Source organism: Paenibacillus vulneris (genome assembly GCF_039543185.1).
Classification (GTDB): Bacteria; Bacillota; Bacilli; order Paenibacillales; family NBRC-103111; genus Paenibacillus_S; species Paenibacillus_S vulneris.
The window spans coordinates 1-24,946 of sequence record NZ_BAABJG010000010.1 but is presented as its reverse complement, the minus strand read 5'-3'; the positions used below and the strand labels follow the sequence as shown (position 1 = coordinate 24,946).

General features: G+C 50.6%; 10 protein-coding genes. 7 read left to right on the top strand and 3 right to left on the bottom strand.

Annotated elements, in window-relative coordinates; translation table 11 throughout:
* Positions 1-68: 68 nt before the first annotated feature.
* From ABEA66_RS10365 to ABEA66_RS10355, 3 genes are all read left to right on the top strand, one after another.
* A complete protein-coding gene (locus ABEA66_RS10365; RefSeq protein ID WP_345587492.1) occupies positions 69-7,682 on the top strand; it encodes an S-layer homology domain-containing protein in 7,614 nt (2,537 codons plus the stop codon).
* A 78-nt stretch (positions 7,683-7,760) separates the two neighbouring features.
* Positions 7,761-17,270 carry a chitobiase/beta-hexosaminidase C-terminal domain-containing protein gene (locus tag ABEA66_RS10360; protein ID WP_345587491.1) on the top strand — a complete coding sequence of 3,170 codons (9,510 nt, stop codon included), beginning with the start codon at positions 7,761-7,763 and terminating at the stop codon, positions 17,268-17,270.
* Between the two features lie 29 nt (positions 17,271-17,299).
* Complete coding sequence (locus tag ABEA66_RS10355) at positions 17,300-17,989, top strand: S1 family peptidase (RefSeq protein ID WP_345587490.1); 690 nt, start codon at positions 17,300-17,302, stop codon at positions 17,987-17,989.
* Between the two features lie 111 nt (positions 17,990-18,100).
* Here the strand turns inward: ABEA66_RS10355 and ABEA66_RS10350 are convergent, their stop codons facing one another.
* Entirely contained in the window at positions 18,101-18,505 is a 405-nt protein-coding gene (locus tag ABEA66_RS10350; RefSeq protein ID WP_345587489.1) for a DoxX family protein, read from the bottom strand.
* 646 nt (positions 18,506-19,151) lie between these two features.
* Here ABEA66_RS10350 and ABEA66_RS10345 point away from each other — a divergent pair.
* On the top strand, positions 19,152-20,345 hold the full coding sequence (locus tag ABEA66_RS10345) for an ABC transporter substrate-binding protein (RefSeq protein ID WP_345587488.1): 1,194 nt from the start codon (positions 19,152-19,154) through the stop codon (positions 20,343-20,345).
* Between the two features lie 39 nt (positions 20,346-20,384).
* Positions 20,385-21,014 carry a helix-turn-helix transcriptional regulator gene (locus ABEA66_RS10340; RefSeq protein WP_345587487.1) on the top strand — a complete coding sequence of 210 codons (630 nt, stop codon included), beginning with the start codon at positions 20,385-20,387 and terminating at the stop codon, positions 21,012-21,014.
* Between the two features lie 97 nt (positions 21,015-21,111).
* Here ABEA66_RS10340 and ABEA66_RS10335 read toward each other — a convergent pair whose 3' ends face one another.
* Entirely contained in the window at positions 21,112-21,684 is a 573-nt protein-coding gene (locus tag ABEA66_RS10335) for a TetR/AcrR family transcriptional regulator (protein WP_345587486.1), read from the bottom strand.
* Positions 21,685-21,852: 168 nt separating this feature from the next.
* On the opposite strand from ABEA66_RS10335, the gene ABEA66_RS10330 reads away from it, so the two are divergent.
* Positions 21,853-23,526, top strand: a complete 1,674-nt coding sequence (locus ABEA66_RS10330) for an MFS transporter (RefSeq protein WP_345587485.1) — start codon at positions 21,853-21,855, stop codon at positions 23,524-23,526.
* A 159-nt stretch (positions 23,527-23,685) separates the two neighbouring features.
* Positions 23,686-24,060: a DUF805 domain-containing protein gene (locus ABEA66_RS10325; protein WP_079912365.1), complete on the top strand. Its 375-nt coding sequence runs from the start codon at positions 23,686-23,688 to the stop codon at positions 24,058-24,060.
* A gap of 361 nt (positions 24,061-24,421) precedes the next feature.
* Here the strand turns inward: ABEA66_RS10325 and ABEA66_RS10320 are convergent.
* Positions 24,422-24,946 (bottom strand): transposase (locus ABEA66_RS10320; RefSeq protein ID WP_345587484.1); only part of this gene is annotated, 525 nt, incomplete at its 5' end.

The window sequence follows — 24,946 nt, the reverse complement described above, 5'->3', positions numbered from 1 at the left end:
TGTGAAGGAAGCCCTTGTCCTTGTTCAATAGATGGCATCTACGGGGTTCAAGATAGGAGGCAGTTGAATTGAAGCTTCTCAAAAGGACGCTTGTGTTATTGTTTGTAATCATTTTCATCATGGGGGCGAATGCCCAGGCTGCGTCCGTACTTGCGGCAGAGCTCAGCGCTCCCAAAGTGACGGTGCTGCAAAACGATTTCATTAAAATTACAGTCGATAATGGTACCGGACGGTATGGCATAAGAACGGTAGCCGGACAGCCGATTCGCAAAAAGGACGATAACGTTAACATGCTGTTCCGTGGTGATGACCCGGAAACCTCCTTTACGACGTTTCGGATTGATGGAACCGATTATATTTTCGGAAATCCGTACAAGTTTGGGGCTAATTTTTTCTCAGAAGTAACTCCCCCTCGAGTTGTTGAGAACACCGATGGCACCAAACAGATCGAAACGATCTGGCGGATCAAGGGTGTAGAAATCAAACAGATCCTGATGCTCTATAGCGACAGCTCGGATAAGAAGAACGCAGGCAATGTGAACATCCGCTATGAAGTCATCAACCGGAGCGGCGCTCAGGTAGAGCTCGGCTCCCGGATTTTGCTGGATACGATGGTAGGAGGGAATGACGGTCCTGAATTCCAGATTGGAACCGCGTCCAAGGCGCCTCTATTGGTCGAGAGAAAGCTCGTTCACGATCCGGAGAATGACCCGGCGATTACGGAGGAGGACAGACCGTTATATAAACTGCCGCCTTATTGGGTGATGCGGGATAAGCTGGATCCGACGAATCCGCAGGCTACCAACGTCATGGCTTATGGCTTCAATAACTTTGCGGAAAAAAATATTAACATCGTCGATGAAATGATCGTTGGTCATTGGAACGGTCTGGCGAATACCAAATGGGACTATACGCCGAACCCGAATCTTGATTTTACGAGAGATACGAACGATTACGGAACCAAGGATTCGGCCGTTGCTTTCTATTGGAATCCGAAATCACTCGCGAACAATGCGGTACAAACGTTTGAAACGGTGTACGGCTTAGGGGAAATTATCGAACCGGATAAAGTATTCTCCATTCGTTATCTCGATACCCCGCAGCAGCTGGCTACTCTAAGCGACAACAGCAATTATGCCAACGAGGGCATATTCGATATGTACGCCGAAGTAGAAAATCTCGCTATGTACAATATGGAGCAGTCCAAAATAGAGGTCGAGCTGACCTTGGATTCCGGACTCAGCTTCGTCAAGCTGGATGAGTCAGGCAACATTATGCGCGACGCGAACGGCAAAGCTCTGACGGAGCCCGTTCGAAACAAAAAGCTGGAGTTTAGAAAAACGGCTACGCCGGAGGAAGCGGAGAAGGGCATCATTCCGAAATACAAGCCGGGTGAGACCGTTACCGCATCCTTTAAAATACAGGCAAAGGGAAGACCTTGGCCGACAACCAAGCAGTATTTGCTGACGGCGAGAAGTCCGGAAACCCAGGTCAAGCTCGAAGGGCAGACGGATGAAGGGATTAAAGCCCAGTATGAATCCAGCAAATCCAACTTTATCTTATTGCCGGCTATCGGCAATGCCGTACCAACGTACGCTTACGGCCTATCGCCTAAAGAAGTGTATTCCAGTGATGTGAAATACATTACGGCCAATATTTCTAATATTGATGCCTACAATACGGGCAACGAGACAAGCGAGCCCAACTTTGACCTGTTTCTCAAGGAGAGGGTGACAGGCAAACGTTATAAGGTTCCTGTCAAAAGCTCGGTCATTATCCAACCGACCGATGACGGGTTCTCCGGAGATATGCGCATTACGTATCGTGGCGGAGACTTGGTAGATAACAAGGGAAAAGTGATCCAAGCAGGACTTGGGCCTGAGCTGCCTTTGGGTGAATACCAGGTAGAAATTGATTATAAAGGCGATACCGGAGGCGATCCGGAAATCGCTGCGATGTATGACATCACGACGTCCCAAACCTTTGCCGTAACGGATAACGAGATCAACCGTGTCCGCGAGGCGAAGCTGATGGCCGTGTACAAGCAGAAGGTCGATTTAAGCCATGTGACGCCTTCGTTGAACGGTAAGCTGCTGGAACAGATCAATGAAGCTTTTCCGGGAGAGCCGTTTAAAAAGGGAGAGGATTTGTACAGTGCCGTAACGGTGTACAAGCAGACCAAGGCGTTTTTCGGTACAGCGAGTAAGGCATTGGATCCGGAATTTGATTTGGCGGCGTTTTTGGATGATGAAAAGCTAAAGGAAGTGCCTGCTTACAATTACCAAATGTTTGAATCGGAAGAGGAAATGGATGAATTTTTCGAGGATGAAGCTCGGGAGAAGCTGGTAGACATCCGCGGGATGATCAAGCAGGCGGGCACCGGTAGCGATCGTCAGGTCGTTGTCGATACGAAGACCGAGCCGGCGATTATTAACGGGGCCGTTGCTTATCGGGGTAAGGATATGGTGTTTGCCCGTGGCAAGCTGGATATTTTCGGTGCCAAACAGCGGGTGAACGGCTATGACAGCATGCCATTCTTCGACACGCTCTTTGTAAAGGGGGACGGAACGCTTAGTGTAGCGAACAGCGGATTTGTTTTCCATAAAGGAGAATGGACGCTCGATTTCTTCAACGGCTTTGAGAAAACATTAGGTGAAGGGTATACCATTCCGCAAGCGGAATATCCCGAGAAGAAAGGAAATGAAGAGGACGACAGCTTAAACGGCTCCTTAAAATGGGCTTCAGGTGCGCTTGGAGACAAGGCGAATCCGCTGCGTCAGGTGATGATCGAGCTGGTGTATTTCAACAAGCATAGCTTGTTTGCCGTGCCGAATTTTACTTTCTCCGGCTTTGGGTTATCGTTTAACGATTTTATTCTTAGACCCGGCGGCGTCTCCTTCGGAGGAACCATCTCGCTTAAGGTGCTGAACGCTGAAGTTCGCAACGTCCTGTTTAACGAGAAAGGCTTTGTCGGGATTGAAGCCGGACTGAAATTTGATTTGAATGAAGAGTTAGGGTTATTCGAACCAAAGAACAAGGATAAGAAAGACGCAAAGGAAGATCCGGAAGGTCCTAAGAAGCCGAGCGGTGAGATCGACATTGTTCACTTTGTGCAGCCGGTTGAGGGCATTTCCAATACTTACGGATTAAAATTCGATGCCCAATTGAAAAGCATGACGGAAATCGGGGTCGAAATTGCGTTCAAGAAAGTGGATGACGGACGGATTTTACCGGATGTGCTTGGCTTTAGTGCTTCGCTGAAAAATCCGGGAGTGCTGATTACCGGAGCAACTTATTTGACCGGAATACGGGGAGCGGTCCGTGAGCTGGCAGATACGATTGCCGGGGGAACCAAGGATGATCCGTTCCCGCTTGTCGTAGAGGCCGGCGTCAGCCTGCGGTTTGGTATCGCCCCTGCTTACTTCTTTGGCGATATCGATCTGACGCTGAAGCGAACAGGAATCGCGCTGCAAGGGAAGCTGGATTATTCGCCAAAAAGTGATCCTGAAGATAAAGAATTAATCAAAATGCTGACCCAAGCACTGATCGAAGCGCAATGGGTAACTCCATGGTTCGTAAGAATGCAGGCGGAGGTCGATATTGGCGGCTGGAATGTCATCGTAGGCAGAGTCGGCGTGTTCGTCGGACAAAATCTGGAGAAGCACCGGACGGACTTTGAAGGCTATATCGGAGCGAAGATACAAATTCCTGAAGAAGTGCCGGTTGTCGGCGGTATGCCGTTGTCCAGCGTATTTTTCGGGGTGAACAACGACAAGGTATGGGGAAGCGTAGGCATCTTGTTCATTTCCCTGGGAATTACTTATTACTGGGGCGGCGGGGTTGAATTCGGAACCTCCAGCGAGCAGCTTCCTGACGGATTTACTCATTTGTTGATCGACGATCCGGAACGCGGTCCGCGTCTGCTCGTTATCGGGCAAGGGGTCAAGACGGTCGCAACCTCTTGGGTAGAGTCGGAAAAGGAAACTCATGAGATCGTATACCGCGATGTGGAAGATGGAATTAAAGTGCTGGATAACGGTGCGATGAATATCGGCATCGGCGGCATCAAAGTGAAAAACAGCGGACGCATTCATGAAATTCCGATGAATGACGTATCCGGCAACGCGATTATTGAAGTGGAATATGACAAGGATCTGCCAAACCTGACGTTGAAGGATGCAGCTGGTCAGCCTTACCCGATCATTTTTGATGAGAAAAATACGAATCCGCAAGCGACAGCCTTTACACAGCATATCAAGGCCGACGCCAAGAACGGAGATAAAGCGGATCATTGGAAGGCGTACATTATTGTTCCGCAGGATCGCGTAGCGAATGGCGGTACATGGACCCTTACCTCCGAGGCGGCGGTACAGAGCCGATTGTTGAATGTGCCTACTCTGCCTCAGCTGCAAAACGTCAGCTTGACCAAGGATGCCGGTGACAAGAACAAATTCACGGCAAGCTGGACAGTCGCCAATGCCAAGAAGGAAGATACGGTCAATCTGTATTTGACTAAGGATACGGTAAGTGCTGCTACTACGAAGCTTGCAAACGGGGAAGATGTGCTTGAGCCAGGGGATCCGGGTATTCTGATTGCCAAAAATATTCCGGTTGCCGACGGCCATAAAGTGATTGACGTTACTAAAGTATCCCTGAACGAAAACGGTGGCGAGGAGGATATACAAGATATTACCGGGCTTATGCAGCAGGGCAACTATTATTTGCGTGCCGAGCTCAAATCCGAATCCACCTTCGGTACCAAAACATCGGCAGAGCAATTCGAGATCATCGATCGTCTAGCTCCGCAGGCCGTTAGTGACGTAACGATAGAGCCGGCAGGGGACGGGTATTTCAGTCTATCCTTCAAACCGGCTGCAAAGAAGGACGCGTTAAGCAATTTCGAACACAGCTATGTCATCAATGCGATGCAGGAGCAAGGAGGCAAGCTGAAGCCTTACAACAATTTCGGTGAGCTCATGTTCACGGAAAAAGAGCTTGCAAGCCATTGGAATCCTGCTACAGGCAAATACGAAGGCATTATGCTCGGCGGCTGGACCGCTACCACGACATCGGAAGCCAAGACGGATCCGAAGAGCCTGGACGCCAAGCCCGTAGATCCGGCTGAAGTGAAGTATGTCGGATTGCAGGTTGGCCAGGAGTATACGATAGGCGTGTCGTCTGTCGTCAAGCCTTCCAAGGATCTGGATAAAAATGAAAACTACCATTATGCGAACCGGGTAGATAGCGCCAATACGCTGCTTCCTGTGCCTGTGAAGCCAGAGCTTCAACCAAGCAAGGAGCTGCTGCAGAAGCCGCAGCCGAAAATCGATTGGCTGACCAACAATGTGAAACAGCAAAGCATTGAGCTGTTCTCGAATCAGCCGGATGTTGCCGTAGAGGCCTTCTACGACAACCAATCGATTGGCCAGGTTCATCTCGACAATGATGGCAGCGGAAGCCACGGTGTGCTTGAGCTGAAGCAGCCGCTTACGACGGATGGAACGTATGCTATTGAGCTGCTCACCACAAATACGAAAACCAAAGACAGCAAGGTGAAGATGCTGTATCTGACCGTGGATACACTTGCTCCTGTATTGTATCTGGACAAGCCGTTAACAGGTGCCAGAACGAAGGACGGCAAGATTGTATTCTCCGGCAGAAGCTCGAACGACGCCGTTCTGAAGGTGATCGGAAACGGGAAAGAAACCGTTCTGAAAGTGCAGGATGACGGCCGATTCTCCGGTGAGGTGGCTGTAGAATCCAACGGCCCGACAGCAGAGCTTACCGTCAAGGCGGTCGATGGAGCCGGTAACGAGAATACGGCTGTTGTATCGGTGACGAATGATCGTTATCAAGTTCCGGCAGGGCTCGTCATTCATCAAGTGCCGGTCATGAAGCGCGGAGACAGCCAGAAGCTGGAGGCCTTCCTGCGTGTGTCCGATGGCAAGGACGCTCAAGGCAAGCCGAAGTTCAAAGAGGTAGCCGTTCCAGGGCATGTCAGCTATTCGGTCCTGTCAGGCGACGCGGTCGATCTGAAAGACGATGGAACGATCACAGCGCAATCGAGAGGAGCAAGTTTGGTTCAGGCAAGCTATGAGGTCGCAGAAGGGGTTACCTTGCAGGCTATGGCTGCGGCTGCGGTAGAGGTTCCAGCACCAACAGAGCTGGGAACCATTATGGCGACCACCTCAGCTTTGAGTAACGATAGCAGCAGAACAAAAGTAACAGTAACCGATGCTGGTGAAATGCTCGGCTATCAGCTGGCGTACAAGGTGTTTGCCAGAACAAGCGCAGTGCTTCCGAAGCTGAATCAGGATATCAGCAGCTGGAGTATCCTGCCTGCGAACGGAATCATAAATGCAGAAGCCGGAAATGACGTTGTTGTCGCCAAAAGAACCTCCACGGGCAAGCTGGCCGTAGCTTCAACAGGCAGACTGTCCGCCAATGTATGGCGGTCCAAAGGAGGCGGCGGTGCCGGAGGTGGCGGTGGTTTTGGAGGAATTCTAACGCCAACGGAAACCTCGGAAATTACCATTAATGAGCAGCGCATGAATGCCGAGAAGCAGGATAATGTTCTGGTAGCCGACATTACGGCGGCGAACGTGGATGCTGCAGGCAGCGGAGACATTGTGATCACCTCTTTGGATAATACCATGAGGGGCTATACGTTCCGGGTAGATCCGGCGGTGGTACAGCATGCGGTAAGCAAGCAGCGGAATCTTGTTATCGATGTTCCGTTGGCGCGGTTGACCTTAACGCCTAAACAATTGCAGGATCTGAAAGGAAACCTGGAGGTCCATATATTCCAGAACGAAAGCTACGAGCTGGGAGAACTGGGCAGCATAGCGGACAGTCTGGATTCGACCTTACTGGGAGCAGGACAAGGCGTTTCCATTAAGACGAATATTCCGGCGTCCAATTGGAGCACCTACGTACCGCTTCGCGTACCGGTACCGGGTTCCATCGACCCGAGCCACCTTACAGCGGTTATGCTGAAAAATCCGGAGGGCGCTTGGACCCCGCTGCCTTGGAAGCTGAATAATAGCGGCAATGGGTCTTACGTCGATGTTCAATTGACGGGGAACGGAAATATCGCCTTTATCCGAAACGAAAAAACATTCTCTGATGTAGAGGACGGCTACTGGGGCAAGGACAGCATCAGCCAGGCGGCTGCGAAGCTGTTCGTACTAGGGAAAGACAAGGACCAGTTTGATCCGGAAAGCCATATTACCCGGGCTGAATATCCGACGATCCTGCTGCGTGCAGCGGGGATGATGAATAAGAACGGTCAAGCTTCGTTCACGGATGTAAATTCGGGAGACTGGTACGAACGCAGCGTGTCAGTAGCTGCTCAAATGGGCATCGTGAACGGCTTTGCCGACGGCACCTTCGCGCCACAGGCAACGTTGACAAGAATTGAAGCGATGACCATGGCGGGAAGATTGCTTAAAGCGCTTGGGTTAGCCGAGGAGATCTCCAAGGAGGAGGCCGATCAGCTGCTCAGCACCTTCTCGGACGCGGCAAGCGTCCCTGAGTGGGCAAGAATACCGGCAGCCATCTGCATCAAGAATGGCATTATTGAGGGAGACAACAGCAGAGTGAATCCGCAGGACGAGCTGACAAGGGCGCAAGCGGCCGCCATTGCGGTAAGGCTTGATTCATGGATCACAAGCAATCCATAAACGAAAGCTACCGGCTTAAGTCAAAATGACTTTCGCCGGTAGCTCTTCGGATTTTTACCTAACTAAGGCGGTGTAAAGATGGCATTGAAGCAAAAATCCATCTATGCGATTGGATTTGCTATAGTAGTTTTAGCGTTAATAGCTGGCTTTATGACATTCCGTGCCAATGCAGGCGCAAGCCATTGGACGGATGGCAGTAACGCGGATACGAGCTGGTTTGACAACGCAACAGAATACAGAACCTATACGATTGATACGTCGGCTAAGCTGGCAGGGGTTGCCAAGCTTGTTAACGATGGGACCAACCGGAATGGGGTAGCTGTCAACGGGTTCAGCGGGAGAATTTTAGAGATTAGCCAGGATCTGGACCTGTCCGGGCTCCAATGGGTACCTATCGGAACGGATGCCAGACCCTTCAAGGGCACGCTGATTGCCGCAGGCGGAGTGACTAAAGAAATTAGGGGCATGACCGTAAGCGACAATACCATGTACGGTGGCTTCATTGGGTACATGGATGGAGCTACCGTAGGCGGCTTTAAGTTTACGGGAACCGGCAGTATTACCATGACCTCAGTGACTCAAGATGTCTATGTGGGTGCAGCCGTCGGTAAGATGGTGAACAGCAGCATTTTGTACGACATCACTAATGATATGCCCATTACAGTCGATTCGAAGACCCGCGACACTTACGTGGGAGGAATCGTTGGTCAAGGGGGAGGGACGTTATCCAACTTGAAAAATAATGGTGCAGTAACTGCTCTCGGTGGCAACGTTTATGCCGGTGGGGTTACAGGCAGCGTGTACGGAAATATGGTTAAAACGTGGAATACAGGCGCGCTGAACGCGACAAGCAAGACCAGTCAGGATGTGTACGCCGGGGGAATAATCGGACAATCGCCGATCTCCATTGTGATGGATACGGACAATACGATCATCTCGAACTCCGGTACGGTTACCGTATCCGGCGGTTTGAAAAATTATGCCGGCGGTATCGTGGGCAAGGCTAACGGGCTGGCGAAGTTTTCTGCCAATACTTCCAATAGCGGCTCCGTCAACATTAACGCTTCTTCTGCAGGCGGATCCTACGCAGGCGGATTGGCGGGAGCATTGGGCACCGCGAGTACAGATATTGTGTTTAACAATACGGGCGTTGTAACTAACAACGGCGGAAGCAACGTGTACACAGGGGGGGCTGCCGGTTATATCGAAGGTGCTCTTTCCTGGGAAAAAAGCTATGTGAATAGCGTTAACGTGACGGCATCCGGTAAAGATCATGTGTATACCGGCGGATTGATCGGTTATGCAACAGGGGATTTCAGCTTTAAAGGAAATGCCAAAAATACCGGAGCGATCCGCGTAACAGGCGGAGCTCTAGCGGATAAACCGGATGAAGCCTATACCGGCGGATTGATCGGTTATGCTGAGAATCGGGTTTTATTCGAAAGTACAGCTCCATCGGCTTATGAAAACAGCGGAACGATTACGGTAAGCGGCGGAACCGGCGTTTATACCGGAGGTGTTATTTCCAACCGGGCCTATTCGAGAACAGGGAATACGATCAGCAATGTCACGAGTAAGGGAGACATCAAGGTTGATGGTAAGACAAAGCTCTATACGGGAGGATACATTGGTCTTCTTCCGGCCGATAGCCCGGATAAAACGATAGCAAACGTAATGTTTGCCAATGATATTACCGTCACGGCTGCATCTTCCGCTCCTGAAAGTACAGTTAGTACGGGCGGTATCGTCGGCTATATGGCAGGCGGCAATGCAAGCATCAGCAATGCTACCTTTACCAGAACCCCTGCGGCTGTGGTTAACGGAGTCCAAACCTACAAGGGTGGTACGATCGTATCCACAGGCGGCGGCGCTAGCACGTATACCGGCGGTATTGCCGGATATGTGGATGGAGGGACGGTTTCCAACGTCAATGCAGGAAACACGAAGGAGAGTCAAGCAGCGATCACTTCCGACGGCTTCATCGGGGGTGTAGCGGGCTACTTGAAAGGTACTGTCGATACAGCAGCCATCAAGTATTTGACAGCAATTGTTCAAACGGCAGACGGCTTTGCCGGGGGAATTGCCGGCACCGCGCAAGGAGCCATTAGCGGCAAAGTGGTCGTTGGGGATGCTGACGCATCCGGCAGCGATAGTGTGAAGCTTGCTGCTGCCAACGGCATCGACCGATTGACAGCGGGGGGGATCATTGGCCGCAATGAAGGACCTCTCACTATTTCGGGTGCAGACACTTTAGTAACCCGGATCGCCCTGCTGAATGAAGCGGGAAGAACCGGCTACAGCTTGGGTGCCATGGCGGGTACGCTGACGCCTGAAGCTCAAATTGGAGCGGCAGGGGCTCCCGTAAAGGTCAAGCAAGTGGACATTCAAATCAACGTGGATCAAAGTAATATAGGTGGAGCTATCGGTGTAAACCGTGCGCCGCAAACTTTTGTTTTTATTGAGGGACTATCCGTTCAAGTATCGGGTTCCGAGAATAAGGTGGGTGGTGCTGCCGGTGTTCAGGACACGGTAATAGGGAATGGGACCGACAACAGCTTGGTCATAGAGGGTAAAGATATCACTATGACCTCCCAAGGAAATGCGCTTGAGCTCGGTGGACTATTTGGGGAAAACGACAAGACAACGCCTAAGAGCTTGGCCACTAATGTTCATGTGATTGCAGCGGGTTCGGCGAACCAAATCGGGGGTATTGCCGGTAAAAACCTCGGCGCGATTGCCAATGTGCAGGCCCAGAAGCATCATCTTGAGAATAGTGGTGAAGCAGGAGAAATCGGCGGTATCGTTGGACGATCCGAAGCACCGGACGGAAGTACATCGCCAGCAAGCATTAACAGCGTCTCGGTACAAGCCGGAGAAGAGGCACTGATCCAATCGTCGGGAGCCAACAACGTTCTTGGCGGTATTGCCGGATATGTCAAAAATACGGAAATCAAGGATTTCTCGGTAGATGCGGAGCTTCCTGATTACGCTACATTATCTGTCGCGGGCATCAATGCCAAGGCCGGAGGTATCGCAGGTCGCATCGAAAACAGCAAGATCATTGGTGACGAAGTCAAAATCAATGCAAACAATCTGTTTATCATCAGCACGGCTGCTGCTGAGTCACCCCATATTGGCGGTATCGCGGGATATAGCAGCCAAACCCGAATGGAAAAATTCGCATCGGGCTCCGTTAATTTGGTTGTAAATGGACCTGGTTCGGTAGTCGGCGGTATGGTCGGCTATAATCTAGGGACGGAAACGACCTCTATTCTTATCAATAATAATACGTCTGCACTCAGCTTGAAGGTGACACCGACTGCGGTTTCCTCCACAGTAGGCGGTATCGTTGGGATCAACGACCGGCGTGCGGGAGACCCGACTGCCGATCCGGGCAAAGCGGTCAGTACCCTTCAGAACAGCCGGGCCGTGGGTACCTTATTGGTAAATGCAGAAGGTTCACTAATCGGCGGTATGGTCGGTGAGAACCGGAGCCTGATTGCCAATAACAGCATTTCCGATAAAATTTCCGTTACTTCCGAAGGGAATTCAAGTATTGTCGGCGGTTTAGCCGGACGGAATACGGAAACGGGAACCTTATATTACACTTACTCTAATGCGAACATGACGATCGAAGGCGAGAACACGCTTGCCGGCGGCTTGGTGGGCGAGAACCTGGGTCAAGTGCTGGCCTCTTATGTGGACATCGCTATCACGGGCAATGCACATGGTACGGAAGGCAGTCCTGTCTATTTGGGAGGACTGATAGGCCGTAACAGCGGAACTGTGGACAAATCCTACTCTGTTTCCACGGTTACGGCAAAAGGCAGCTACTCCATTGTCGGAGGCTTGGTAGGTGATCATGTTGCGGGCAGCATGACGAATGCCTATGCGGCCAAAGAGGTTACTGCAAGTGCCGACCACTCTTATGCCGGAGGTCTTCTCGGCAGAATTACGAACGGAACCGTAACGACCGCCTATTCTGCAGGCAAAGTAACGGCAGTGGATGGCTCGTATGCGGGCGGCTTTGCCGGACGCTATGACAATACCAATAAAGAATTGCTGTACAAGGCTTATTATGTGAAGGATATAGACAACGACATTAATGGGGATTTGCCGGATTTTGCAGACGGCAGCTTCCTCTGGCTGAATGCTCATGCCCGTTTGAGCACGATCTTGTCTGCCACGCTGAAGGACAGAAGCTACTTCCCGGGATTGTCCGGCTGGGATTTCAATTCAACCTGGAGATACGGCTCGGTGGATGCCGAGTATAAATATCCGGAGCTAATCCGTGTTGCCAATGGCGGAGGAGAGACGGGCGGCGGCGGTGACGTCAATGCCAATATCAACTGGTATGTTCGTGATCCAGGAGCGATTACCTTCACGCTGAAAAGCGAGGCAGAGCTTGCCGGACTCGCGGCTATAGTGAACGGCACGATCCCTGGCGTTCCGAAATTCTCTTTTGAAGGCAGAACGATTAAAGTTATGAACCCGATCCACATTCAATCCAAACAGTGGATTCCGATCGGTCTTAATGAGGACAGTGCGTTTCAAGGTAGCTTTAACGGAAATAACCAATTGATTGACGGTCTGACGTTAACGTCGACAACCGCTTATTCCGGACTATTCGGAGTGATCGGGCAGAAGGCTAAAGTGGAAAGCATCAAGCTGGAACCTTTGTCCATAGCCGGGCAGCAATATACAGGCGTGCTTGCCGGATTCAATAAAGGCGCCGTATCGGGTATAGACATTAAGCTGGTAGGCGGGGCCAAGATTAGCGGCGGTACGGTTGGCAGCCTATTGGGAAAAAACACCGGTACGATTAACAAGGTGGACATTAAAATTGAAGGCGGAAGCCGGATCGAGGGCACTGGTGCCAATGCCGTTGCGGGAGGACTTATTGGCGACAATGCGTTTGCCATGAATCCAGGCCTGTTTACATTCCAATCGGCAGACGGAAGTATCGGAAGCTCGGCAAATCAGGCTACCATCGGCGGGCTGATAGGTAGACAAGCCGGGGATATCACCGGAATCAACATGAATATTGCGGCTAATTACCGAATTTCAGCTGCGGGTCCAAGCAGCATTGTGGGAGGACTGATCGGGCAGCAGGTTTCAGGCAAGCTCGAGAACATTAGTCTCGCCTTTACAGACGGTACCTTGCAAGCACTCGGAGCGGGATCGACTCTGGGAGGAGTCGTTGGACAATCCGGCGCGGATAATCCGATGAATCATGTGGCGATTGCTGCTGCCAACGCCGGCCAACATATGCTGGGGAATGGCATTGTCGGCGGTATCGTAGGTGTGAAGGAAGGAAAGGGCAGCAATTCCTTTGATATGGATCAAGTAAAAGCAGATGGTGTGACACTGTCCAGCTTGGAAGCAAGTGAGCAAGCCATCGTCGGCGGTATTGCAGGAAAGCTCGTCAACTCCGCTGTGCGTCAGGCATCAGTAACCGGTTCGCTCCAAGCTGCCGGTGATCGGGTGACCGTCGGCGGCGCCGCAGGGCAAGCCGAACAATCCATTCTTTATATGGTTGATGTGAAGTCGGACATCGAGTCAGCTTCCAAGACAGGTGAAACCTTCGTTGGCGGCGTTGTTGGACTTCTATCGTCGAACGATAGTAACAAAAGCTTTGATTTTGGCAAGCTTGCTCCAATGTATCACGGTGTTTATAATGCATCGGTGTCATCCAAAACCGTGAAAGCCGTAAGTGCCGATAATGGAGCGGATCTATACGTCGGCGGTATTGCCGGCAGCAATAGAGCGTCTTCCATTTATCATTCCTTATCTGCTGCAGGGATTACCGTCAACGGAGGGAAAACCTCTATCGTCGGCGGGATCGCAGGCTTCAGCAGCGGTATTATGGTAAGCACAACGGCCCATAGCAGCATTGCTGCTGATGCCAGCCGCGTCTATCATGTCGGCGGATTCGTAGGTCTTGCGGCAGGAGGAGAAATTCATTATTCGAACGCTGCAGCTGTTGCGGGAGAGAAGATTAGCGTTGGCAGTGCCGTTACGAAATCAGGCATGATACCAGCCGCACATGTCGGCGGCTTTGCAGGAATGGCGGACAACGCGTTGTTCGCGGATTCTTTTGCCAATATTCCTGTGCAGGTCGTATGCGACAATCAGGATAATACCATTTATGCAGGCGGCTTTGCAGGCTTGTTGGGCGACGCAGATCCGGCAGGCGCAGGGGCCATTCACCGGGCTTATGCCAAAGGCAGCGTTGATGTCCAGGGTATAACGGGCGCTTATGCAGGCGGTTTTGCAGGTTCGGCAGACCGTTATGAGATTAATGATGCCTATGCGACCGGGAATGTAGTAAATACAGGCTTCGATACGAGAACCGGAGGCTTTGCGGGTGTCATTGAACGGTATGCAACCGTGAAGAACGCCTATGCGGCGCAGGACCATGTGACGACTAACGGGGTTAACCATGCCACCCGATCGTATACCGGAGGCTTTGCAGGGTATAACGACGGCCTAGTTCAACAGGCTTTTGCCGGCAGTACAGACATTAAGATGAATGTAACGGGCGCCAATGCGTTCAGCGGTGCACTCATCGGCTATAACTTTAGAGACGGTAAGGTATCCTCCTCCACCTATCTCGGCTCTATGGCTGCGGTCGGCCGCAGCTTGGGATCCGTAGAAGCTTCCAAAGCGGAGGGAGACCAAACGGGCTCTTACGGCTTCGGAAATTGGAATTTCGAAGCGGATGCTTCCTACCTGAGCTTGTACGATGCCGGGGAAGTTGTGATTCAAAACGCAAAACAACTTCATGGCGTAGTAGCGCTGTACAATGATTCAGATCTGAGCTTTTACCGGTTGTTTAACCGGACAGCCGATGCCAAGCCGAGCTTGAACAGGCTTTCGCTCGGTGCAGATATTTTGATGGAAGGCACTTCATGGACTCCTTTTGCCGTGTTTAACGGGGAATTCGATGGTAAGGGCAAGTCGATCAAAGGACTCCAAGGTACGGCTGAAGGCGCGCCTGCTTATGGATTTGTCGCAGAAAACAACGGTAAAATCAGCAACATCGTCTTTAACGACGCTAACCTCACTGGTGGAACGAACACAGGTATCGCAGCAGGAATCAATCACGCGGGAGCGGTCCTGAGCGGAATTACAGTAGGCGGGTCGGTGAAAGGTACGGAGTATACCGGAGGAGCAGCGGGACTTAACCAAGGTGAGATTACGAATGTAACGATTCAAGCCTTGAGCGTAACCGGTACAGATTACACAGGCGGCGCAGCAGGAAAAAATGAGAACTCGATTTCGAAAGTAAATGCTGGTGATTTGTCCGTAAAAGGCTCTCTGAATACGGGTGGAATTGCAGGTGAGAACCAAGGCGGGCTTACGAATATCAGCATTCAAGCTGTAAAAGTAAATGGCACTGACTTGACGGGCGGCGCGGCAGGGACCAATGGAGGGACTTTGTCGGAAGTCAGCATTACGTCTCTGACACTTGAAGGAGCTAATAACACGGGCGGCGTATCCGGCAAGAACTCTGGTACCATCAGCAAAGTGTCTGTCGACGGCATCATTAACGCTGCAGGCAGTGTTATGGGCGGTATTGCAGGTACGAATGACGGTAAAATCAGCAAAGCTTATGCAAGAGGTACTCTCCGTACCCTCCAGGAAGGCCAGACTGTGATGGCAGGCGGAATTGCGGGAGAGAATGGAAAAGCCGGAGAGATCAGCGAGTCGTTCTCGTTTGCAGATCTTTTGATTACATCAGATCAAGCGACGGCCGGAGGTATTGCGGGGCTGAATCGCGGAGCGATAGCTAACACGTACAATTCAGGTCGTATCCAAGCTATGGGCACGACAAAAGCATGGGCTGGGGGTATCGCCGGTTACGCAGCGGAAGGTGCGATAAGCGATTCGATGAATTATGGCGAAGCTTCTGCAGCCGTAAACGGTAAAATGGTGCCTGGCTCCGCGTATTTCGGCGGTATAGCGGGTCGGAAGAACGATGGGGCCGTAATCAAAAATACCGCCTTTAACAAGCAAATGCTCAAAACGAGCACAGCTTATTATACGGCGGCGGGAAAACGGTCCGAAGGAGCGGCAGGAGAAGCTGTTGGCCTGCTTGCCAAGAATATGGTCAAAGGAACGCTCCCGATTAGTCTGGATGCAGCCGTATGGAAGGCGGCTCCAGGATTTTATCCACAGCTCGCTGCGTTCAATGGAACCGCGGCATCCAAGCTGAGCGCTGCAGCCTTGATTTTGGGTGATAAAGATACCCTATCCAGCATCAAATCCGAATTTGAGCTGTCTCGCGATAATGAAGTGGTGTGGACGGCAGATTCGAAGGCTATTGCGCTTAACCTAACTTCAGGTTCAGCGAAAGGCTCTATGGTAACATCGGGAAGTGCCGTTTTGACAGCTGCAGTCAATGGCGATACAAGAGCATTAACTGTTAATGTGCCTGCTCCTGCATTTGCAGAAACGGCTCTGAAGCCGAAAGTGGTCTCGGGAAATACGACTTTCACGAGCCAAGTATCCGTTAAGCTGGCTACCGATGAAGCTAACGGGGTCATTTATTACACCTTGGACGGCAGTCAACCGGACAAATGGTCCATGATCTACACAGATCCAATCGTATTGACCAAGACGACAACGATCAAGGCCATCACCATCGCAGAGGAAAAGGAAAGCAGCGAAGTGCTGTCGGGAGCCTGGACGAAGTTAGAGCCAGATAAACCTAGGGGAGGCGGAGGAGGCGGTATCTGGTTTCCTCCTACGGTAGCTGAGCCGGCTGTTACAGCGTATATTGGCTCCAAAGCGGTTAAGGCGGATGACAATGCATCCGTGACCGTTGCAAGAAACAGCAAATTGACGCTATCGGCGCCAGACGGTCAAATCATTTATTATACGACCGACGGAAGCACTCCGACCAAGAACAGCCTGCGCTATACAGGAGAGCTGATTCTTACCCGGAGTATGACGATCAAGATGATAACGGATCAAAACGATCAAGTAGTCACGATCCGCTACGAGGTGGAAAATGCGAAGTTCGATTTAAAGAGCGATGCTGGACAAATGAAGTACATTTCCGGCTATGAGAACAACGAGTTCAGACCGGAAAAATCGCTCAGCCGATACGAAATCACGGACATGCTTGCTCCTTTGCTGAATAAGGAGGATGTAAGTGTCGGTAATCTGCTGAAGGACGTCGATACCAGCAAGGAGAATCAAATTGCGTTCTTTACATCCGCAGGCATCATTGACGGGTACCCGGACAATACGTATGGCGGTGATAAAGGGCTCACAAGAGCCGAATTTGTCGTCATCATGTCCAGAGTGCTGAAGCTCCAAATTAGCGATGCGGGAGAGGCTGCCTTATACGACGTATCCGGCCATTGGGCGGAGAAATATATCAATTCCTTTACAAAAGCAGGCTACGTTGACGGCTTCCCGGACGGCACCTTCAAACCTGACAGCGAGATTACAAGAGCTCAGGCCGTTGTCCTGATCAACCGTATCATTGGCAAGGAGAAGCAGGATTTGCCTGCAAAATTCAGTGATCTTCCGTCATCTCACTGGGCTTATCAAGATATTATGGCAGCTATGAAATAAGCTTCAGATTTAGAAAGGCGGCAATGCAGATGAGAAAAAAAGTATTGGCTGCAGGGTTAGGCATATTCCTCTTGCTGCTGAGCGGTGTCGTTTTTTTTGCCAAAGCGAATGCAGATGAGGCGGCTGTATATAATGCCGAGGATGTTTATGAACGGTCAGAAAGCGCCGTGTTCTACATCCGGGCTCTGAACGGCGAGGGGGCGTTAAAAGCCACCGGAACCGGGGTGGTGGTTTCACCCGATGGAATGGCAGCGACGGCGTGCCACGTTCTTTCCGAAGCGGTGCAGCTGGAAGGAGTGTTTAACAACGGACGTACGGTTTCTCCAATCGAGGTGCTGAACTGCGACGAGCAGACGGATGCGGCGCTGCTGAAGCTGCCTGCTCTCCATGAGGGCCCGCAGGGGATTACCGAATATCCTGCGCTCCCATTTAGAGAAACGGCAGTAAAGCATGGAGAACAAGTATTTGCCATCGGTTATCCGTTGAAAGACACTCCGATCATAACCGAGGGCATTGTGAACTCTCCGAATGCAGAGATCAACGGGCGGGGGCGTATCTTGACCTCGGCCCAGATCGTGAGCGGCATGTCGGGCGGACCGATCATAGACAAGTACGGGCGGTTAGCCGGGATTATTTCCGGCTCGCTGAAGACGATGAATAATATCCATCTAGTCATCCCGATGAATGATGTGCGAAGTTTGATGCCTTCGCCGCAATAAGATGAATCTGTAAAAGAGCTGTTCGATTGACGCAAAACCGGTACGCCAAATGGTGTACCGGTTTTTTTACATTATAGTGTGATCTGTTCTCAGTAGATACTTGAATTCATTTTATAGAGAAGGCTTTGCTGACAGCCCCGAATGCCTTGCCGCCGATCTTGCTCTTTTGTGATGGAAAACATAGGAACCGGCAATCAAAATGTATCCGATTATAAAGAGCAACCATCCGCTGGGCGGGTCGCCAACCGATATGCTGGAATACATGGCTCCGGATAAATCAATAACAAACCCGGCGTAAGCCCATTCCTTTAGCCGTGGAAAACCGGGCGTCAGCAGGGCTATAACCCCTAATAGTTTTGCAGTTCCAATGAAAGGCAGGAGGTAGGCTGGGTAACCTAGATGCTGGAACAGGGCAACTGCGTCGGGTACGGACATAATGTCCGGTATAGAACCGAAAACCATGATGGCTGAGAGCAGCCCGGTAAAAATCCAATAAAAGATAGCTGTTTTTTTCATGCGTTTTTCTTCCTCTCCAGTTTTGTTTTGTTTCTGGCACAAACAACTTTGTTAAACCGTTTTCTCCCGCTGGGCATTACACAAGAGTTCTGCAATGTGCGGCCGATTAGGCACTGCAAAAACGTTATTGTCGAGTTCATGTTTATAATATAACCGATAAGGAATATTCCTGTAAAGGAATATTTTAAATTATTTTTCGATTTTAGATTGAGGCAGCAAGTAAAGCAAGAACATATCTTAAGACCCATTGGATTATTATGGTAAAATGGTGGGGGGTTGAGGTTATTGAAGTTTTTATGAGGAAGGAGAGAGCGAGATGTGCAAATTTTATCAGGGCATAGGTGTCCTATTCATAATACTAGCTGGCTTGTTCTACACCGTAGAACGGTTTGGTTCTTGGATTGCCATTGGCTTATCATCCGGAGGGCTGGCTGTCCATTCAGGGAATGGCTCCTTCAGCTCGCCTCAAATAGATTTTGCAGATAACCCGTTTGTCGTCATTTTTTTGATATTGGGTATTGTTATGTTTTTGTATGGTATAAAACAGAAATCTCCCTGAGCGGACTAAACAGTCGGACACGATATGTCAGGGTACTCCCTTTATACTGAGGGTGTAAGTCAAACCAATCAAGGAGGGAATATCCCCATGCAAATCCGTATCGCAACACACGACGAGCATCGAATGGCCGTCATTCAAGAAGCAGTGAAGCAGTTTCGCAAGGAGCATCCGGATGTCAGCGTTGTTCTGGAGATGCTTCCGGATAAGACGTGGATGAGGGAAAAGCTGATGGAGATGCTTCGTAACGGCAATGGTCCCGATATTGTGGAATGGGAAGACGCGAACATAGGGCAATGTTTGGAGGGAGGTTTGCTGTCCGATTTGTCCGAGTTCATTGAACGAGACCAAGTCGATCTTGATGATTATTATCCGTGCATCCGCAATGCAATAACAGACCAGGGCAGGGTAGGGGCTCTGCCGGTGATGACGGAAACGATTGGTGTTTTCTACAATAAGGAGCATTTTGACGAGGCAGGCCTGCCTTATCCGCAGGAGGGATGGACATGGGACGAATTTACGGCCACCGCGGCACAGCTGACACGGACCGATGAGCAAGGAAATATTGTGCGTCACGGCGTATTCACCAGCTTCGGCTATATGTTCTACATCGAACCGGTTGTCTGGAACAACGGAGGGGCATTCCTGTCCGCGGATGGCAGGACATTGGACGGCTTTTTAAACCATCCGGCCACAATAGAAGCCTTCGAACAGTATTTAAGTCTGATCGATAAAGGAATTTCTCCAAGATTGGGCGTGGGGCGCGAATCCTGGATAGATTGCTTCATTCACGGCAAAATGTCCATGTATATGGATGCGAACTGGGCAATCAAACCGATGTCACAAGTGCAAAAAGACAAATTCGGCGTCGTCGGCTTTCCATCGAACAAGATACAGCCGAAAGCCAATGTTTTTCAAGTCTACGGTTATGGAATTTCGCCGCAATGTGCCAACAAGGAGCTGGCATGGTCGTTTCTGCGCAAGCTTGCTTTACCGGGTAGCGGGGTCGATAAGCTATGGGCGGTTATTAATCTGGCCGTATCCAAAACGACGGCGATCCAAAGCGGGCAGGCGGCAGATCCATTATATATCCCATTCCTGGAGGAGCTGAAATATGGCCGAAAGAGCGCCTATCAATGGCTGAATATGATTCCGACTTTCCATCATAATAAAACCTTTGATAAGATGCGCCATGCATCCGATGTGAAGCGGGTACTGCAGGAAACGGTCGATAGAACACCGGTCTTACAGCCTCTTGACCCTCACTCGCTTCCGGGCTGGTAGCTGGATAACAAGACCGCAAATGGAGTTGATGACGGTACCATGAGCAATATGCATCGGATCCTGTGGTTCGACGAACGAATCCGCGCCAAGCGTTACCCGAATGCAAAGGACTTGGCGGAGCAGTTCGAAATATCCGTTCGCCAGGCGGGACGCGATATCGAATACATGCAAAGCTCGCTCCACGCACCGATATCGTATAATGCCAAGCATCGCGGCTACGAATATGAGGATGCGGCTTATATTTTACCTTCCGTATTTTTGACGGAGACGGATGTGCGGATTCTTAACTTTTTAATCTACAAGTATGAGGAAGCGGCACAGTCCATGGGGTATATCGAAGGACTGGACCGGGTCGTGCAGACGCTCAAGCGCTTCGTTCCTTATCAGCCTGAAGAGAGCGAGATTCCGCTCCTGTATGCAGATGCGAAGCAGGCCAACATGAAGTATAGTATCGACGAGGCTATTAAAAGGAGCCTGAAGCTTCATCTTACGTATCAGGACGGGGAAGATGAGTATACCGTCCTTGTACACCCGTATCGAATCTACTCCCAGTCCTCCCATATGTATGTGATCGCCTTTTGCGAGCAATCGGGAGAAGTAGAGTATTATGCTCTAGAGAAGATGACACGGATCGCTTTGACCGACACCGTATATAGCATGGTGAAATAGCGGCCAAAAGCCAGGTTGGAGACAGGCGTGGTTCTTGCCTGACGCCAGAAGAAGCATCGCCCCCTATCAGGCCGCAGTCTGATAAAGGGCGATGCTTTTAACCTGAAAAATGATGCTCAATCAACCGCTTGGCCGCACTCAGGAAATGTTCCGGCCGGAAGGAGGTCTTATCGATATAGGCGCTCATCATGGCCCCATCGCTAATGATGCGGAGCTGTGAAGTCAGCTCTTCCGGATCGCTAACGCCGCCTTTCATCGCGATTTCCTTCACCTTATCCCATGTCCGGTGGCGGTTCTCTACGGCGGACCGGTGACCCGGATGCTCCAGATCGGGAAACTCGACAACCGCATTCATAAATGGACATCCGCGAAATTCCGGATGAGTCATCCGCTCGACCAGTTCATCCAGAAGGGCATACAGCTGATCCTTCGGGGAGTCGGGAAAGCGCTGAATGGCTTGTTCAATGGATATTGATCTATTGCAATGCCTTTTCTCCAAATACGCGACGATAAGGCTGTCTTTGGTCGGGAAGTTGCGGTAAAAGCTCGCCTTGGCAACCCCGGATTCTTCAATGATCCTGTCGATGCCGACGGCACGAACCCCCTCTTTATAAAACAACCCGGAAGCGACGCGCAAAATGCGCTCCTTCGCCGTTTCTTTCTTTTCCATAGATGATCACCCAATTCCAAATGTAAGAAAAAACGATATTGACATGAGACAGATCTGTCTGTATGATACGAATCAGTAATGGATGAGACAGTTCTGTCTCATTTATTGTAATCGAGCATACCTGCTTATGTCAATGTTCCCAGGGTGCGTAAAGGAGGAGAAAGATTTATGTCTCAAGCGGCGGCACAAGGCTCGCTAAATCGTCAGCAGGTGGAGGTGCGTGCCCTCCAGCGTCCGCGTCTCATGCTGGCGGTCATTTTGCTATCTGTTTTTATGGCGGTAGCCAATATTTTTATTGTCAATGTGGCGACCCCTTCGATACAGCAGGGGCTCCATGCCGATTTCTTCGGCGTTCAATTCGTCATCTCCGCCTACACCCTGTCCTATGCCATTGCGCTTATTATCGGCGGCAGACTTGGCGACCGCTTCGGACGGAGAAATATGCTGCTTGCCGGCGTCGCCGGCTTTACGGTCAGCTCCCTGCTGTGCGGGTTATCTACCGGAGTGGGGATGCTCGCCGTGATCCGGGTCGTGCAGGGCCTGAGTGCAGCCATGATCTCCCCGCAAATTTTATCGCTTATTCAAGCTCAATATGCGCCTGAGAAAAGAGGGAGGATATTCGGCCTTTACGGAGCTGCGCAGGGCATTGCCGCCTCTACGGGGCAGTTGATCGGAGGGCTGCTGCTGTATTGGAACCCCTGGAATCTGGAATGGAGAATGGTATTCTTCTTCAGCGTACCGATAGGCATCGCACTGTTGGGCATGATTCCTTTTATCGCCGACTCCAAGGAAAAGGTTCAATCGAAGCTGGATTGGTTCGGCGCTTCGTTAGTCGCCGCCGGCTTACTCCTGCTCGTGTACCCGCTAGTGCAGGGCCAAAAAGAGGGCTGGCCGGTTATCCTCATCATTAGCCTCTTCCTATCGATTCCCGTGCTGGCTTTGTTCGTCTGGGTACAGCAAGCCATTTTGCGCCGGAACGGCGATCCGTTCATGAACGTGAATTTGTTCAAGCAGCGGGGCTTCAGCGTCGGGATGGCTGTCGTCTTCTTGCTTATGTCCTCCCAAGCCAGCTTCTTTTTAATCTCCGCTTATTTGTTCCAAATCGGGCTGGGATTTTCCCCGCTCAAAGCCGGAGCTGTCATTTTGCCCATGGGAATGGGGTATTTCCTTGCCTCACTCTTGTCCTCGCGCGTTGCCTCCCGGATAGGGCCGCATGTTCTGAGCCTGGGTTCAGTACTCACAGCAGGAGGGTACCTGTTCCTCGCGCTTACGGTGCAGGGCTCAGGGCTGTCGCCGAATATCGCCGCATGGCTGCCGGCGTTGACCATCCTTGGACTAGGCCAGGGCTTTATTGCCGCTCCGCTGACGAATGTCGTGCTTTCCAAGGTCAACAGACAGGATATTGGCTCTGCCTCCGGGATTTTGACGACAGGAATGCAAGTGGCTTATGCCATCGGAATCGCTCTTATCGGGATCGTATGGTTAAATTCGCTCAGCCACAATGCGGATAAGGCCGGCGCTCAGACCGAGGCGCAGCTTCGTCAGCAAACGGCGGTCTATGCACCCCTGTCTACAGAACAAAGCGAAGCGGCACTTTCCCGGTTCCGGGTCTGCTATCCCGAATTCATAAGCACCCGTGCTTCCGTTTCAGCTGGCTGTACCGATCTGGCCTCCTTCTCCCCTGAAGCCAAGAAGCTGTTCGCGGACGGGGTCCGGCAGGCGACCACAAGGAGCTATATGGCAGCCTTTGTCTTTTGTCTGTACGTGCTTGCGGTATATGCAGTTTTGCTATTGCCTTTAAGTCTCATTTTAGCAAGAAAAACTAGGCCTGCCAGGCAGTAGGCTGTGAGCAATAGGTCCCCCTCTTCATAGGAGCGGGGACTTATTTTATATCATTTATGTAAAAAAATGCATATACCTATTAACTAATGTCATTTTCTTGCCGATAAAGTCAACCAAAGGAAATATTTATCAAAATGAAAATGAGGTGTGCGTGTACAAATGGAATGGTACATGAAAGTAATCAAAAATTACGCAGGATTTGAAGGGCGGGCAAGACGGCAGGAGTATTGGATGTTCGTTCTATTCAATGTTATTATCTCTGTTGTCCTGTCGTTATTAAGCAACATCACAAGTCTGTTCTCCATATTATCGATGCTTTATGCTTTGGCAATACTCGTACCGTCTCTTGCGGTTGGGGCACGTCGATTGCATGATACGGGAAGAAGCGGGTGGATGCTGCTGATTGGTTTGATCCCGATCATCGGGAGCATTATCCTGATTGTGTTTATGTGTCAAGACAGCCAAGCGGGTGATAATCAGTACGGCCCGAATCCTAAAGGTGATTTGTACGGAAATACGACTCACACTATGTAAAAAGAGACCTCGAAAGAGGTCAAAGGTGTTGAAAACCTTATCCTACGGAAAAATGCAAAAGGTAAGAGGTGGGTATCCCCTTTGCTTACGATGTAAGTTTTCCTTTGGAAAACTCTTAAGCGTTCGCCTTTGTTCTCGGGAAATTCCCGCTATAAAGCAAATTTAATCAAAGTTTCCCGAGAACAACAGCGGCCGGAAGGGGATACCCCACCGGGGGACCGAAGCAATATTTCCGGTTTTCAGGTTTTTCAACAGACTCTAGACCTCGAAAGAGGTCTCCAGATTGTCGAAAAAGTCCCTCTGTGTAAAGAAACTTCATCGCATTAGGTAATAAATGGAATGCATAAAAAGATCGTTCTCCTCATTTGACCTGTCGATCCAGGTGGAGAGCGATCTTTTTCATGTTCTGTACGGCTGCCGTCATCAACGCTTGCTCAGTCACATTCTGCAACCCCCGCAAACGGCAATAGCGAAACCCATGGAGCTGTTTGGCATCCGCGAAGCTTCGCTCAATCGTTTCTTTTCTCTTCTTGTACAGATATTTACCTGACTTACTCAAACGATTCTCGCGCACCCATTCCTTACTTGCTTCCCACACATGTCGTGTGATGATCTTTTTATGGTTCCGGGAACGAGTGCATTGGGAGAGAAAAGGACAGTTTTTACAAACCTCCGGATTCGATGCGTAATGTCTGTAGCCTTCCCGATTCGTTGTTTTGTAAGTAAGCTGCTGACCGTTTGGGCACGTATATGAATTCGTTACTGTGTCGTAGTGAAATTTCCATTTGGGAAACAAACCCTGTGTAGGGTGAAAACGACGATGCGCAATAACCGCAAAGATCTTTCTATCATGAAGGCTTTTACAGATAGGGTTGGTTAAATAACC

Bases quoted from the DNA above. Each gene is read 5' to 3' on its own strand.
- ABEA66_RS10360 (WP_345587491.1), top strand. From the start codon at position 7,761: ATGGCATTGAAGCAAAAATCCATCTATGCGATTGGATTTGCTATAGTA.
- ABEA66_RS10335 (WP_345587486.1), bottom strand. From the start codon at position 21,684: ATGGAAAAGAAAGAAACGGCGAAGGAGCGCATTTTGCGCGTCGCTTCC.
- ABEA66_RS10355 (WP_345587490.1), top strand. From the start codon at position 17,300: ATGAGAAAAAAAGTATTGGCTGCAGGGTTAGGCATATTCCTCTTGCTG.
- ABEA66_RS10330 (WP_345587485.1), top strand. From the start codon at position 21,853: ATGTCTCAAGCGGCGGCACAAGGCTCGCTAAATCGTCAGCAGGTGGAG.
- ABEA66_RS10350 (WP_345587489.1), bottom strand. From the start codon at position 18,505: ATGAAAAAAACAGCTATCTTTTATTGGATTTTTACCGGGCTGCTCTCA.
- ABEA66_RS10345 (WP_345587488.1), top strand. From the start codon at position 19,152: ATGCAAATCCGTATCGCAACACACGACGAGCATCGAATGGCCGTCATT.
- ABEA66_RS10340 (WP_345587487.1), top strand. From the start codon at position 20,385: ATGAGCAATATGCATCGGATCCTGTGGTTCGACGAACGAATCCGCGCC.
- ABEA66_RS10325 (WP_079912365.1), top strand. From the start codon at position 23,686: ATGGAATGGTACATGAAAGTAATCAAAAATTACGCAGGATTTGAAGGG.